The organism is Arhodomonas aquaeolei DSM 8974 (assembly GCF_000374645.1).
GTDB classification, from domain to species: domain Bacteria; phylum Pseudomonadota; class Gammaproteobacteria; order Nitrococcales; family Nitrococcaceae; genus Arhodomonas; species Arhodomonas aquaeolei.
The window spans coordinates 400,300-413,934 of the sequence record NZ_KB894800.1 but is presented as its reverse complement, the minus strand read 5'-3'; the positions used below and the strand labels follow the sequence as shown (position 1 = coordinate 413,934).

Annotated in this window: 13 protein-coding genes and 1 tRNA gene; 1 reads left to right on the top strand and 13 read right to left on the bottom strand. The window is 68.1% G+C overall.

Annotated features, from left to right (window positions below):
* Window positions 1–650: 650 nt before the first annotated feature.
* From C516_RS0101785 to C516_RS18215, 5 genes are all read right to left on the bottom strand, one after another.
* Window positions 651–1,391 (bottom strand): hypothetical protein, encoded by a 741-nt coding sequence (locus C516_RS0101785; protein ID WP_018716641.1) that lies wholly within the window; start codon window positions 1,389–1,391, stop codon window positions 651–653.
* Entirely contained in the window at window positions 1,388–2,422 is a 1,035-nt protein-coding gene (locus C516_RS0101780) for an AAA family ATPase (protein ID WP_018716640.1), read from the bottom strand. Before C516_RS0101780 ends, C516_RS0101785 begins: the two co-directional genes overlap by 4 nt.
* Window positions 2,419–2,880 (bottom strand): hypothetical protein, encoded by a 462-nt coding sequence (locus C516_RS18220; RefSeq protein ID WP_018716639.1) that lies wholly within the window; start codon window positions 2,878–2,880, stop codon window positions 2,419–2,421. Before C516_RS18220 ends, C516_RS0101780 begins: the two co-directional genes overlap by 4 nt.
* A complete protein-coding gene (locus C516_RS0101770) occupies window positions 2,880–3,119 on the bottom strand; it encodes a helix-turn-helix domain-containing protein (RefSeq protein WP_018716638.1) in 240 nt (79 codons plus the stop codon). The genes C516_RS18220 and C516_RS0101770 overlap by 1 nt, the downstream gene beginning before the upstream one ends.
* Before the next feature lie 342 nt (window positions 3,120–3,461).
* Window positions 3,462–4,682: a tyrosine-type recombinase/integrase gene (locus C516_RS18215; protein WP_018716637.1), complete on the bottom strand. Its 1,221-nt coding sequence runs from the start codon at window positions 4,680–4,682 to the stop codon at window positions 3,462–3,464.
* 126 nt (window positions 4,683–4,808) lie between these two features.
* Between C516_RS18215 and C516_RS20965 the strand changes: the two genes are divergently transcribed.
* A tRNA-Ser gene (locus C516_RS20965) sits at window positions 4,809–4,885 on the top strand.
* Window positions 4,886–5,062: 177 nt separating this feature from the next.
* On the opposite strand, the gene C516_RS0101760 is transcribed toward C516_RS20965, so the two are convergent.
* From C516_RS0101760 to C516_RS20275, 8 genes are all read right to left on the bottom strand, one after another.
* Window positions 5,063–5,710 carry an isochorismatase family protein gene (locus C516_RS0101760; RefSeq protein WP_018716636.1) on the bottom strand — a complete coding sequence of 216 codons (648 nt, stop codon included), beginning with the start codon at window positions 5,708–5,710 and terminating at the stop codon, window positions 5,063–5,065.
* Between the two features lie 49 nt (window positions 5,711–5,759).
* A complete protein-coding gene (locus C516_RS0101755; RefSeq protein WP_018716635.1) occupies window positions 5,760–6,989 on the bottom strand; it encodes a metal-dependent hydrolase family protein in 1,230 nt (409 codons plus the stop codon).
* 26 nt (window positions 6,990–7,015) lie between these two features.
* On the bottom strand, window positions 7,016–8,326 hold the full coding sequence (locus C516_RS0101750; RefSeq protein WP_026320866.1) for a TRAP transporter large permease: 1,311 nt from the start codon (window positions 8,324–8,326) through the stop codon (window positions 7,016–7,018).
* A 15-nt stretch (window positions 8,327–8,341) separates the two neighbouring features.
* Window positions 8,342–8,839, bottom strand: a complete 498-nt coding sequence (locus C516_RS0101745) for a TRAP transporter small permease (RefSeq protein ID WP_018716633.1) — start codon at window positions 8,837–8,839, stop codon at window positions 8,342–8,344.
* Complete coding sequence (locus C516_RS18210; protein WP_018716632.1) at window positions 8,836–9,516, bottom strand: TetR/AcrR family transcriptional regulator; 681 nt, start codon at window positions 9,514–9,516, stop codon at window positions 8,836–8,838. The genes C516_RS0101745 and C516_RS18210 overlap by 4 nt, the downstream gene beginning before the upstream one ends.
* A gap of 77 nt (window positions 9,517–9,593) precedes the next feature.
* Window positions 9,594–10,724, bottom strand: a complete 1,131-nt coding sequence (locus C516_RS0101735; protein WP_018716631.1) for a C4-dicarboxylate TRAP transporter substrate-binding protein — start codon at window positions 10,722–10,724, stop codon at window positions 9,594–9,596.
* Window positions 10,725–11,010: 286 nt separating this feature from the next.
* Window positions 11,011–11,517: a transcription elongation factor GreB gene (gene greB / locus C516_RS0101730; protein WP_018716630.1), complete on the bottom strand. Its 507-nt coding sequence runs from the start codon at window positions 11,515–11,517 to the stop codon at window positions 11,011–11,013.
* A gap of 78 nt (window positions 11,518–11,595) precedes the next feature.
* A complete protein-coding gene (locus tag C516_RS20275) occupies window positions 11,596–13,599 on the bottom strand; it encodes a putative bifunctional diguanylate cyclase/phosphodiesterase (protein ID WP_018716629.1) in 2,004 nt (667 codons plus the stop codon).
* Window positions 13,600–13,635: the final 36 nt, after the last annotated feature.

The window sequence follows — 13,635 nt, the reverse complement described above, 5'->3', positions numbered from 1 at the left end:
CCGGGTCGTATAGGCCATGAAAAACGGCGGGTTTGTGAAACGTAGAACCGGAAGCGGTTCGCATCGCCATCATGGTCACATATATTACTGTTTATAAACCATTTTTCTCAGATACTCGAACCGATTTTTTCACCGGAAAACGCCCAAAAAACCGATCTATAGCCACCATAGGTGCGTCGGGTGTGAAAACCCATGGAGGTAAAGGTACACGATGCGGATACGAGTCGCAAGTCACTGTTTTAGCGACAAAAATAAGGTCAACGAATTTGACAAAAGGCGGGTGAAAAGGACAGAAGGGAAGGCAGTGCCGCGCCCGCGCGACGCCGCGCGGGCGGCCTAGCGCCGGGGCGAGCGCGCCGCCGCCGACGACGTGAGGCGGTGGGGATAGGAGATGGGAGATAGGGTGGCGCACCGCCCTCACGTCCATCTCGCCCGGCCACTCTCCCCCGGGGCGATCCCGGCGGCGCGGCGTCGCGCCGCCGAGGTAACATAGCGCCCAGCGCCCCGCCATCAGGCGGGGGCGCTGGGCGCGCCCCGCCTGATAGGCCTGATCGGCCTGACAGGCCTGACGCCACCGGGTATATGCGTCACAGCACCGGGTATATGGAGCACGCCACCGGGTATATGTGTTCGCCCACCGGGTATATGTGTCACACCCACACCCGCCCGCCCGCATCGATGGTCACCCCGGCATCCGCGAGCGCGTCCGCGTCGGCGAGCACCTCGGCGACCTGCTGCCGGCGACGCGCCGGGCTGCTGCTCGGCGTGAGGCGCCGGAGGACGTCCGCGATGGCCTCGCCGCGGACGCACCGGTGGGTCAGCGCCCACCGGGCGACCGCCTGGGTCGCGCCGCGGCGCAGGCGGAGCACGGCGCGGAGCGATGGATAGGCGATGGGGATGTCCGCGGCTAGCAGCATCGACCAGGCGCGCGAGAAGGTGATGCGCCAGGTCATGCCGTCGCCGCCACGGGTGCCAGCGCGGCGCGCAATGGGATCGCCGGCGGTCACTAGCTCGTCGATGACCCCGCCGTAGACATGGATATCGCGCGCGGGGATGTGCAGATCGACCTCGGCCGCGCGCAGGTCACGCGCGAGTCCGAGTATGTGCCGGTAGCTCACGTCTCGCGTCCCGGCGCCCATCGTCCGGCGCAGGCGATAGGGGTCGATCGTGATCCGTGCTCGGCCCTCGGCATCGACTCCGGCGCCCGCCGCGATGTACATCGCGGCCTCGAGCAGGTCGCGGTGGCCCTGGCCGAGCCGGCCGGTGATCGTCGCTCGTCCCCATGGGGTCTCTACTTCTTCCGCCGCCACCCGCCGCGGGCGGCGGGTGGCGGCGAAGATGGGGATGCGGGACTGATACGCGGTAGTCACGTCGCGGTCGCGCCTGCTCATCGCGCCCCCGGCAGTCCGGCGCGGATCGCCGCCATCGCGTCCGCCGGCGTGTCGTAGTCCCGGCCGGCGCGGCCCACCGACGCCGGCTGGCTCGCCGCTGCATATCGACGTGTCCCGCGCCGCTGCCTGGCGCTGCTGTCGCCCCGGAGCATGGCCGCGATCCCGCCGTCCGCGCTCACCTCCTCGCCGTCGCGGACCAGCTCGACGGCGCCGTCGCGGCCGATCCGCAGGATCGCCGGCGCGTCCGGCGTCCACGCCGCCGGCGGCATCTCCGACCCCTTGCCGACGCCGCCCGCGATCAGTCGCCCGCCGCGCGGGTCGAGCCCGATCTGCTCCGCCTCATCTGGCGGGATACGGGTGACGCCGAGGAGCCAGCGGAGGTGCCCAGGCAGCCCGCTGCTGCCGCTGCGGGCCTCGTAGCGGAGCCGTCGATCGAGGCGCTCGAGCCGCGCCGCCTGGGACGTGTGCGAAACTGATAGCACCGCCGCCCCGGTCGCCGCTCCGAGCGCCTCGATACGCTCGGCGAGCTGCTGCTGCTGCGCGATATCGAGCGGGTCCTGGCCGCGAGCGACGCGGCCGATGGTATCCATGATGATCAGCGCCGGCCGCACCGCCGCGGCCTGCTCGTGGACCGCGGCTAGTGCCTCGCCGCCGAGCCACGTGCCCTCGCGGCGATCCCAGGCCCATAGCGGGCCGAGGTCTGCGGGCGCGCGCAGCGCCCGCCCGCGGAGCTCGTCGGGCGTGATGCCGGCCATGCCGGCAGTACGGTGCATATCGCGCGCCCACACCGCACTGCCGCTGCGCTCGCCGCCGACGAGGAGCACGGGGCCGCCAGCGAGCCGGCGGCGGAACCAGGTCCGCCGCCCCGCCGCGACGTGGGCCGCGAGGTGCAGCGCGAGCGTCGACTTGCCGCCGCCCGGCGCGCCGTAGATGTCGCCGACCGCGCCGGCCGGCAGCAGCCCCTCGACGATCCAGTCGATCGGCGGCGCCTCGCGCGAGAGGTCGTCGCTCATGTCGATCCACGCCGTCATGCCTGACGCCTCCCGGCGGCATCCGCCGCCCGCCGGAGCGTCGCCGCCGCGCGCATCACGCGGGCGTAGTCATCGCCGCCGAGCGCCCGCCCGGCGGCGAGGTCGGAGGCCGCGAGCGCGACGACCGCGGCCTCGCCGCCGACCGCGGCCAGCATCTCGGCCGCAGACGGCCGCGGGAGCCGGCGCGCATCCGCCCGCCGCGGCCCGCGGCCGCCGCGCCGGACGCGGCGCGGAAACAGGTCCGCGAGGGTCATACCCGCTGCGGCCACCACGTCCGCCGCCCCGCAGCCGGCATGGCAGCGGACCAGGATCACGCCGTCTTCGGCCTCGGCGACCGCGAGGGAGGGGGTACGGTCATCGTGCGCCGGGCAGCGGGCGATCCAGCGCCCCTCGCCGCGCCCGCGGACGGCATCGAGCTGCGCGAGCAGGCGGTCGATCGGTGCATCGGTCGTCGGCATCACCGCGCCTCCTGGTCGCCATCGGCGACCGGCTCGGCAGTGCGGGCGTCGAGGTACGAGTCGAGATCGGTGCGCCGGTAGCGGATCTGACGACCGGCATACGTCCATCGCGGACCGCGGCGCTCATGCCGCCAGCGGTACAGCGTGCGTCGAGTCACGCGCAGGTAGTCTGCGGCTTCGGCCTGCGTCAGCACGGTGCGCGAGGTGGACGTGCCGATGCGGCTGTCATACTGTGGCATCGGGTACTCCTTTGGTTGCAAGGCCAGCCCTGCGGGGCTGGCGTGGATACGGGATAAATGGGGAGTGCCCCTACGCCCTGCCGGTGGCCGCCGGCGGGGCGTATCTATGTCGGGCGATAGCTCGGGAGGACTCCGTGTGGCTCACGATGACCACATGAGTACCACGCCACCGGAAAACCGCGCAAAATCAGTGGCTTGTGTCAAATAAAGTATTATCGAATTTGCACCGACTGATTTTGCACGCATTTTTACCCATGCGATGGCGTGCGGTGCGGGGCATAGGGCGGGATGTCGCGGTCCGAGCCGTGACGAGCGGTAGTTTTTTCCCGATGAACGGTAGGTCTAGGCGGTGAGCTCGAGCAACCGCCGCTCCCACGCCTCTAGCGCGGTACGCTTTTCGCGGTCGTATCTGTGCATGTCATAGACCGCGGCGATGCCCTTGCGGACGTGCCCGATAGTCATTTCCGCCACTACCTCGCCGATGCCGAGGGCGGCGAGCCCGGTACGGCAGGTGCGGCGCAGGTCATGCGGTGTCCAGTGCCCCCAGGTCTTGGCGTCTTCGTTACCCAGGGCGGCGGCGTAGCGGTTGGCGGCGCGGGCGGCCGCTAAGGAGGTGAGGGGACTACCGGGGCGGGTCTCGAAGACGTAATCCCCGGTTCGCGGGTGGCGCCGGCTTAGCCGTTTTACCTCGGCCTTTGCGGCCTCCAGCAGCGCCAGGGCGGTATCCGTGAGCGGCACGACGTGGGCGGTGTCGGTCTTGCCGCGCCGCTCCGCCGGGATGGTCCACAGGTCGCCGTCTACCTCGTCGTGGCGCATCCCGGCCACCTCGCCCGGGCGCTGGCCCGTAATTAGCACCAGCTTGAGCGCCAGGGCCGTGAGGCGGTGCATCCCGCAGGTTTCGACGCACCGCCAGAAGGCGCGTAGCTCGTCGTCGGTGAGCACCCGCGCGCGCCGGCGGGCCGTGAGCCCGGGGCCAATCTTGCTGGACTTGAGCGTCGCGATCGGCGACGCCTCGATGATCTCCCGGTCCTCGGCGTAGGCGAATACTTGCTTGAGGTAGCCGAGCAGCTTGCCGGCCTGACGTGGCTTGGCAGCGGCCAGCGGCTCCAGCAGCGCGATCACGTCACGCCGCCGCACGTCGCGGAGTTTCCTGTCACCGAGCGCCGGGAGTAAGTGCCGCTCAAGCGTGCCGCGAACGCTCGTCGCGCTGGCCAGGTGATCGACGTGAGCCGCGCAGTAGCGTTGCACCACCCCCGAGACGGTCGGCTCCGCACGCTTCTCGCGCCGCTGCGCGAGCACATCGGCGCCGCTGTCGATCTCGCGGCGCAGCTCGGCCGCGCGCTTGCGCGCGGCCGCGAGGCTCCAGGTCGGATGCTCGCCGATTGTAAGGAGCCGGTCTTTTCCATCGTGCGTGAGATAGCGGAGAACGAATGCGCGTTTGCCCGCAGCGGTAATGCGCAGGCCGAAGCCTTTCGGCGCGTCGCGGTGTTCGTCGAACACCAGCCGTCGGCCGCGCGCGGGCGGTTCCATCTTGCGGATGCGGGCGTCCGTGAGGTTCGGCATCGGAAATCCGGTGTGACGGTCACAGTTGTGTCACAGCATAACCGGAATGTCTTGACGGTCAATGGCGGCAAATGGCATATTATAAGTTACTGAGTTTATGGGTTTATTCGAGGAAACGCCGCTTGTGGCGGGAGCTTTTGAAAGTGGTCTTGAGGGGATTGAAAATCCCCGTGTCGGGAGTTCGATTCTCTCCCTGGCCACCACCCAGACAAGCACTTACGAGAGACCCGGCCGTCGCGCCGGGTTTTTTGTGTCCACGACGCGTGCACCGGTCGTCCCCCCCCGGCAGGGCGTTCCGGTGGCATGCCACCGGGAATAGCCGCCGACGCCGCCTCCACGGTGAACCGCGGTGGTCCACCGTGAAGGTCATGCGCGTGCCGCTACACCGCGGCGCGCCTGTTGGCGCTGATTTTCTCGAGATAGGGGATGAGGTCATCGGCGCTGCTGAGGTCGACGTAGCGCCGCGAGATGTCCCGCAGGTTGTCGCGGTGGGGCTGTTCCTCGTGATCGCCCACGCAGTCCTCCGGGACGATGGTCCGGAAGCCCCACTGGAAGCTGTCGATCGAGGAGGCGCGGACGCAGCCGCTGGTGGTGCAGCCGGTGATGATTACCGTGTCGACCTGCTCCTTGATGAAGTACGGTACGACGCCGGTCTGGAAGAAGATCGAGGGCCCTTTCTTGCAGACCACGACGTCGTAGCCCGGCTCGTGAATGCGCGGATCGAGCTCGATCGACGGATCCCCGAGGCGGAACTGCTCGCGCACGGCGGTAATCTTCCAGTAGGGCATGTCCAGCCCGCCCTGGTAGGCGGTGTAGCAGTTCGCCACCGGGATCCCGCACGCACGGGCGGTATCGAGCAGGCGCGCGGTGTTCTCGAGACTCCGCATGATCAGTGGTGCGCCGCCTAGCGGATACTGCTCCTCCGTGAACCCTTTCTGGAAGTCGATGACGACGATCCCGGGGCGCTGCCCGAGGCCGACGTCGATCTCGCCGTAACTGCGTTCGGTATAGTCGCGCTGATCGCCCATGTCTGGCTCCTCCTCGTCTGTGTCACAACAGCAGGTGTAATGGCCGTGCTCAGGTGAGCTCGTTCTTGTAGAATTTGCCGCCCTTCATGATCGCCTTCAGGTGGCGTTCCGGTTGCGTCAGCACGTTGATGTCTTCAAGGGGATTCTCGTCGAGGACGAGCAGGTCCGCGCGCGCGCCGGGCGCAACCACGCCGAACTCGCCCTTGCGCTGGAACGCCTCGGCCGGTGTGCACGTCGCCGCCCGGATGAGCTCGTCGGTGGGCACGACCGATTTCCTGATGTGAAACTCGTTGAGCTGATGCTTTTGCATGCTCCCGAGCAGATCCGTGCCGAAGATCATGCGCACGCCCTCGCGATGGGCAAGCTCCAGTGCCTGTGACCCCGCCTCGAGCACATTGAACACCTTGCGCTGAAGGTCCGTCGGCAGGCCGGCCTCCACGCCCTCGCGCGCCAGTGCGTCGTAGGTGACCAGCGTCGGCGTGAGGAACGCGCCGTGCTCGCGGAACAGCCGGCAGCTCTCCTCATCGATGAGGTTGCCGTGCTCGATGGTGCGTACGCCCCGGGCGATGAGCCGGTTGATCGCTCGCGCCGTATAGGCGTGGGCCATGACGTGCAGGTTGGCCGCCTCCGCCTCTTCGAGGATCGCGTCGATCTCGGATAGCGAGAACTGCGTGCTGTCGATGCGGTCGGTCGGCGAGGCCACGCCGCCGGAGGCCATGATCTTGATATGCGTGGCGCCCTTGCGGATCTCATCGCGGGCGGCGCGCCGGGCCTCCGGTACCCCATCGCAGACCACGCCGAGGCCGGCGCAGCAGAAGCATTGATCGACGTCGTTCTCGCCGGGGGAGCGCATGTCGCCGTGTCCACCGGTCTGCGAGAGGGCGTGGCCGCAGAACAGCAGCCGCGGCCCGATCACCCGGTCCTCGTCCACCGCACGCGCGAGCCCGTGATCCGCGCCGCCGGCGTCGCGCACGGTGGTGAAGCCGCGCATCAGCATGCCGTGCATGATCTCCGCGCTGTGAGCGCCTACGTAGAACGGCGACAGGCGTTTAAGCAGTGCGAAATCCGGGGTCAGTGCAGTGACGTGGACGTGCGCGTCGCACAGCCCCGGCATCACCACGCGACCGCCGAGCGAGATCGTCTGATCCGCCTTGCCTTCAATGGGCTCGGAGGAGACCTGCGAGATGAGGCCGTCCTCGATCAGCAGGTTGTGGTCGGGCAGCAGTCGCCCGGCCTCGGTGTCGAGGACGTTTGCGTCGGTAAGCCGTATCGTAGCCAAGATCCGTTCTCCTGTTGATGTGGCTTCTAGCGAATCATGAGTTGCGGCAGGAACAGCGCGAGCATGGGAAAGGCCACCAGCAGCACGATCGTGACGATGTCCATGACGATGAACCAGGTGATGCCCTTGAAGACCTGCGGGAGCGTGACGATGTCGCCCAGCGAGCCCTTGACCATGTAGACGTTCAAGCCGACCGGTGGGGTCACCAGGCCGATCTCGAGCAGCTTGACCACCAGGATGCCGAACCAGATGAGGTTGAGACCGGCGCCGTCGACCAGGGGCAGCACCAGCGGCAGCGTGAGCAGCAACAGCCCGATCGGGTCGAGCAGCATGCCGAGCACCAGGTAGAGCACAGCGACGGAGAAGATGATCCACAGCGGGTTCGTGCTGACGTCGAGGATGGTGTTGGCGAACGCGTCCGGGACACCGCTCAGTGCGAGAAAGCGGGTGAAGAAGGCCGAGCCTATCAGGATGATGAAGATGCTGATCGTACTGACGGCGGTACTCACGAAGGCGTCCTTCACCGCCGGCCAGGTCAGCGTCCCGCGTACCGCTGCGAGCAGCAGTGACACGGCGGCCCCTATCGCCCCGGCCTCGGTGGGGGAGAAGATGCCGAAGAAGATGCCCCCGAGGATCGCGATGATGAGCACCGGCAGGGGCCATATGTGCCTTATCGCGGCCTTCCATTCGCTTGCGTCCGGGCGTTCATTGACGGCGCCGGCGAGCTGGGGCCTGGCGATCACCCGCCCGCTGATCATGGCCATGTACAGCAGCGCGGAGAGCACGCCGGGAATGAAACCCGCCATGAAGAGCTGGCCGACCGAGACCTGCGCGAATACGCCATAGAGGATCAGCAGCACGGACGGCGGGATTAGCGACCCGAGTGTGCCGGAGGCGGCGATCGTGCCGGCGGCGAGCCCCTTGTCGTAGTTGTGCTTGAGCATCTCCGGCACCGAGATGCGGGACATCGCCGCAGCGGTGGCCGTGCTGGAACCCGACGCCGCAGCGAAAAGCGCACAGCCCGCGACACTGGCGAGGGCCAGGCCGCCCGGCACCCGGGACAGGAAGACCCGCATGGCGTCGAAAAGCCCGCTCGTCAGGTCGGTCGTGGTGCATATGTAGCCCATGAGCAGGAACATGGGTGCCGCGGTGAGTGCCCACTGGCCGACGAAATCGAACGGTGTGACGGAGATCAGTCCCCAGGCGACCTGGGCGTTCGTCATCATGCCCACGCCGACGATCGAGACCGAGCCGAGCGCTACCGCGATGGGGACCCGCAGCGCGATCATCGATAGCGCTACGGCTACCCCGATAAGGCCGATTGCAAGATGGCTCATCGATGTCCCCCTAGCTCAGAGCGCCCGGCGCTGAATCACGGCCGCAGCCATGTTGTTGATGATCGCGAGACACGTCGCCGCGAACCCGATCGGCAGCGCCCACCGGCTCGGCCAGATATAGAAGATGAAATTGGACATAACCGTCTGCTGTTTTATCGTTGCGTCCACCGCGTCGAGGAAGCTCTGATAGGCGAGTGCGCCGAAGAATCCCACCCCGATCAGGCAGGCGAGGACGTGGAGCGCGAACTGCACCCGTTCGGGCATGAGCTGGGTGAACAGGTCCACCTTGATATGGGCGTTCCGCCGCTCGACGTAGGACAGCGGCAGGAATACCGCGAAGATCATGTAGTAGTAGGAAACCGTCTCGAGCGTGACCGGGACGGAGGCGTTGAAAATCGCCCGTAGCAGCACATCCACGGTGATCTGGATCATCATCACCGCGAGGAATAGACAGCCGATAACGAGAAGAACGCGATCTATCCGGGCGGTGATCCTGTCGAGTGTTTCAATCATCCGCGTGGGTCCTTTTCCTGGTGAGGAGGAGCGGGATCGCCGGCACTCGTCGAGTCGTTCATGATGTCGATCGCTGCGAGCGTGCGTTTCCAGAACTCGAGCATCTGCCGGTGCAATGCAGGGTCGTCACGCCATACGGTCTGCGTGCCCATCCCCCTCAGGAAACAAAGCGTGGCATTGAGCGCCAGGCGGCGCTCCTCGAGCGAGACCCCCTGCTTGAGCGGGAGGCTGTCCCAGATGACGTCGAGGGAGTCGTTAAACTCCAGCGCGACGGCGGTCATGGTTTCACGTATGGCCTCGTCGGTCCGCGCCGCGGCGAGGTACTCGATGGTGATCATGAACAGCCGCCCGGAGAAATGGCCCCAGAGCGTATCGAGGAAATCCTCCAGCGTGATCTCGGCCTCGGCCAGATCGGAGGCCATCAGCTGGATCTCGGCAATCTCCCGGTCCAGAAGATGCCTGAACGCCTCCTGGAGCAGCAGCACCTTGGACGGGTAGTGGTGCAGCAGCGCCCCCCGGGAAACACCGGCGCGGCGTGCGATCTCGACCGTTGAGGTGTCCCGCAGACCTATGTCCATGAGGCAGTCGAGCGTGACATCGAGAATGCGCGTGCGCGTGGCGGCCGAGCGTTCGGCCTGGGTCCGGCGGCGCGGCTTGGTGCTGGTGGTTTCGTTCATGACCTGCCTGCCTTCCATGTGGCTGCGCCGGCCCCGGGCCTGCGGCACCGGGACCGGCGGTCTACGATCGGCGCGGACTAATAGACGCCGTAGGCCTCGGGATCAAGATCGCCGTAGATCTCTTTCATGGCCAGCTTCGCCAGCGCCTCCGGATCGTCCCGGTCGACGTCCTTGAGCAGCTTCTTCCACTTCTCGTGGGTGGCCCGGAAATCGTCGATGACTTCCTTCGGGTTGCTCAGCTTGAAGGTCGTTTCGGCCTGGTCGTAGGCCATTTCGACCACCTTCTTGCTGAACTCGTCGGCAGAGCCCTGGAGTCCCTCGGACGCCTCGTGGAACTCGACGCCCTTCTCCCTGGCCGTTTTCTCGGCACTGTCGACGTTGGCCATGTAGTGGATGGTCATGTCCGCCATGTTGTAGGCCGTCGCCTTCATCAGGGTGTGGCGCTGCTCGGGCGTGAGGCTGGCCCAGAAGTCCGCGTTATAGCCCCAGTGAGGCCCGGCGTAGTAGAGGCCGGTCGACAGCGGGGTGACGTGCTTGGCGACCTCCCACAGCGAACGGTCCACCAGATCGTTGCCGGCGTTGCTCGCGCAATCGAGCGTGCCGCGATCGAGCCCGGTGTACATCTCGCTGGAGGGGACATTCACCGGGATGCCGCCCACCGATTCGACCCACTGCGAGACCGCGGAGCCGGCGGTGCGGATCCGTTTGCCCTTGATCTGGTCGAGGGTGTGCACCGGCATGCGGCACATGAGGATGTAGGGCGGCGTGGCGTAGCCGCCGAGATAGACGATGCCGAGGTCCTTCCACTCCTGGAGCTGCGTCTGGTTGTGCACGGAGAAGTCGGTCACCGCGAAGATCGTGGCGAGCGGATCGGAGTAGGTGAAGCCGAGCTGCTGTACGGAGTTCGCGACCGGCATTTCCGAGGGCGTGTACATCGCAGGCATGGTCGCCACCTGGGCGATGTTCTTCTGGACGCCCTCGAGTGATGCCCGGGGCTCGAGGAGTGCGGTGCCGATCATCGGGTCGGGCTGGAGGTCGCCCCCCGACATCTCCTTGACCAGCTTGGACCATTCGATGAAGCCGTACTTCGACAGCGGGCTGCCGGCGGAATAGAAGGAATTGGCCGTGAACTCGGTCTGTCCGACCGCGGCGGTGGCGGTCAGGGCGGTCGCAAGCCCCAGTGACAGGGCGATAAGGGGTGCTCTCATGGTCTTCCTCCAGCGTGGTGGCGTTGTTCTTGGAGCCAGTTGCGGTTACGCAAACCCCAAAATTGAGCGTAGGAGAAAGATAAAAACAGTCAAGACTGTTTGTTAGTTCGGGGTGGCGGCGGCCGGCCCTCAGTGGCCGGTGAAGTGCCGTCCCGCGGGCGCGGTGACCCTGTCACGGCCCGGGCCTGTCGTTGCTTCCGGGAGGCGGTTCCCGCCCTCACGCGGCACTCCCGGCCGGGCCGCCGGAGGCTGCTTCCGTGCAGGGACCGGGGGGCGTGCGGGGGTCTCAGGCCGGTGGTTCGTGGTGCACGGCGGTGACGATGTAGACCGTCTCGCCGTGGGGCGTGGGCACGACGAACTCCTCGTCCACGGCCTTGCCCAGGGCCGCGCGGGCGAATGGCGAGTCCACGCTGATCCAGCCGTGGGCGGGGTCGATCTCGTCGGCGCCGACGATGCGGAAGCAGGCGGGGTCGCCGGCCTCGTCCTCCACCTCCAGCCAGACGCCGAAGAACACGCGGTCCCGGTCCGCCGGGCGCTCACGCACGACGGTCAGCGCGTCGAGCCGCTTGCTGAGATAGCGGATCCGGCGGTCGATCTCGCGGAGCTGTTTCTTGCCGTAGATGTACTCCGCGTTCTCGGAGCGGTCGCCCATCGCGGCGGCCTCCGATACCGCCTGGGTAACCTCGGGGCGGCGTTCGCGCCAGAGCCAGTCGAGCTCGGCGTTGAGGCGGTCCCAGCCCTCGGGCGTGATGTAGGGTGACGAGCGTGGACGTGGCGGTCGGTAGCGGCCCATGGTGCCTCCGGTGTGCGAGTCGTGCTCCGGCTGCCCTGCGTCGGTGCGGGCAGGATACCAGTCCGCGCAGGCGGCGGTTCAGGCGGGGCGGGGGTCGTCGTCGGTGCCGGGCCAGTCCGACAGGGCGATGGGGGTGCCGAACAGGAAGCCCTGGGCGAAGTCGCAGCCCACGCCGCGCAGCCACTCCATGTCCTCGGCGCGCTCCACGCCCTCGACCAGTGCCTCCAGCCCGAGTGCCGAGGCGAGCCGCAGGGTGCCGATGATCACCTCGCGGTGGCGCGGGTTGCCGCGGCTGCCGATGAGGAAGGACTTGTCCACCTTGAGGCGGCTGAGCGGCAGGTCGGGGAGCACCCCGAGGGACGAGTAGCCGGCGCCGAAGTCGTCGATGGCGATGCGCACGCCCGCGTCGGTGAGCCGCTGCAGGGTGGGGCGGGCGCGGTCCGCGTCGGCGACGAGGCGCTCGGTGATCTCGAAGACCATCGTGTCCGGTGTGCGTCCGGCGTGCTCGAGGTGGGTGAACACGAAGTCCGCGAAGGCGGGGTCGTAGAGCGTGGGGGCGGCGAGGTTGATGGCCACGGCGCAGTCCAGGTGGCGCGTCTCGCGCAGGCCCTTGGCGACGACATAGCGATCCAGGCGTTCGCTCAGGCCGGCGTGCTCGGCGACGGGCACGAACGTGGCCGGTGCGACCGTGCCGAGCATCGGGTCGTCCCAGCGCAGCAGTAGCTCGACCTCCGTCACCTCGCCGCTGTCGAGCCGCATGATCGGCTGCACGGCGAGGGTGAGGAGTTCCTCGGAGATGGCCGCCTCCAGTCGCCCTTCCACCCACAGGGCGGTTCGGTCGGTGAGCTCGCGTTCCGGCCGGAACAGGTTCGTGCTCCGCCCGGTGCGCTTGGCGGTGAACATGGCGCGATCGGCGCAGCGGCGGAGCTCCGCGAGGCTGCTCCCGTGCCTCGGGGCGGAGGCGATACCGATGTGCACCCGCGCGCGCACCGGCCGGGCGGCGATGGTCATCGGCGTCTCCAGGCGCTCGTGAATGGCCTCGGCGACGCCGCGGGCGAGTCCCATGCCGCCGGGCACAAGGATGGCGAACTCGTCGCCGCCCATGCGCGCGACCAGGCGTCCCGGGCCGGCGGCGCCGACCAGCCGCTCGCCCATGGCGTGGAGGTAGGCGTCGGCGGCGTCGTGGCCGAGCGTGCCGATCACGCGGTTGAAACGGTCCATGTCGATGAGCAGCAGCGATGCCGGCTCGCCGCCGGCGAGCAGCGGCGCGGCGAAATGCTCGAAGCCGCGGCGGTTGAGCAGGTCGGTGACGTCGTCGCTGAATGCCGTGCGGTGCAGGCGCGCGAGCTGGCCGGCGCGCTCGGTGCTCGTGGTCAGCGCCCGGGTGGCGGTCACGGCCAGGCGGCGCTCGGCGGGCGAGAGCTCGCGTGCCGCGTTAAAGCGGGCCTGGAAGGCCCGGCCGCCGTGGCGCGGCTCACCGACGCGCCAGACCAGCCGGGCCTCCTGCCGGTCCCCGGTCAGCGGGCAGTAGAACCACCCCCCGTCGGTCTCGTCACCGTCGGGAATGGTCTCGGCGCGACCGAGATCGAGCGCCGCAAGGGCCTCGACCAGGGTGTCTCGGAAGACCCGCACCGCGGTGTCTCCGGCGCCCGCCCCGGGGGCCTGCAGATGGGGTAGCTGTGCGATCAGCCGTGCATGGCCGTCCGAGGTCTGGTGCGCCTCGGCCAGCTCCGTGATGTCGGTGAACGTCGCCGCGAACAGCGTATCCCCGCCGGCCGGGGCGGTCATGGGGCGGACATGGCAGCGCAGGGTCCGGCGGGGGGCGTGCGCCGCGGGCACGGTTATCGCCCCCTCCCAGTGGCCGGCGGCGGACGCCGCGGCGCCTATTGCGTCCCAGTCTGGCATGGCGGCATCCAGCGTGGCCGGGCGTAGATCCGGGACACCATGCTCGCGGCACAGCGCGTGGTAGAGATCGTTACCGTAGAGGCGGCGTCCTTGCCGGTCCAGTATCGCCACGGCATCCGGTATCGATTCCAGGACCGGTGCCTGTCTCTGCAGCCAGCGCTGCCGCCCCTGCGCCAAGTGAATGCTCCCATCGAAGGTCTGCACGCATTATCG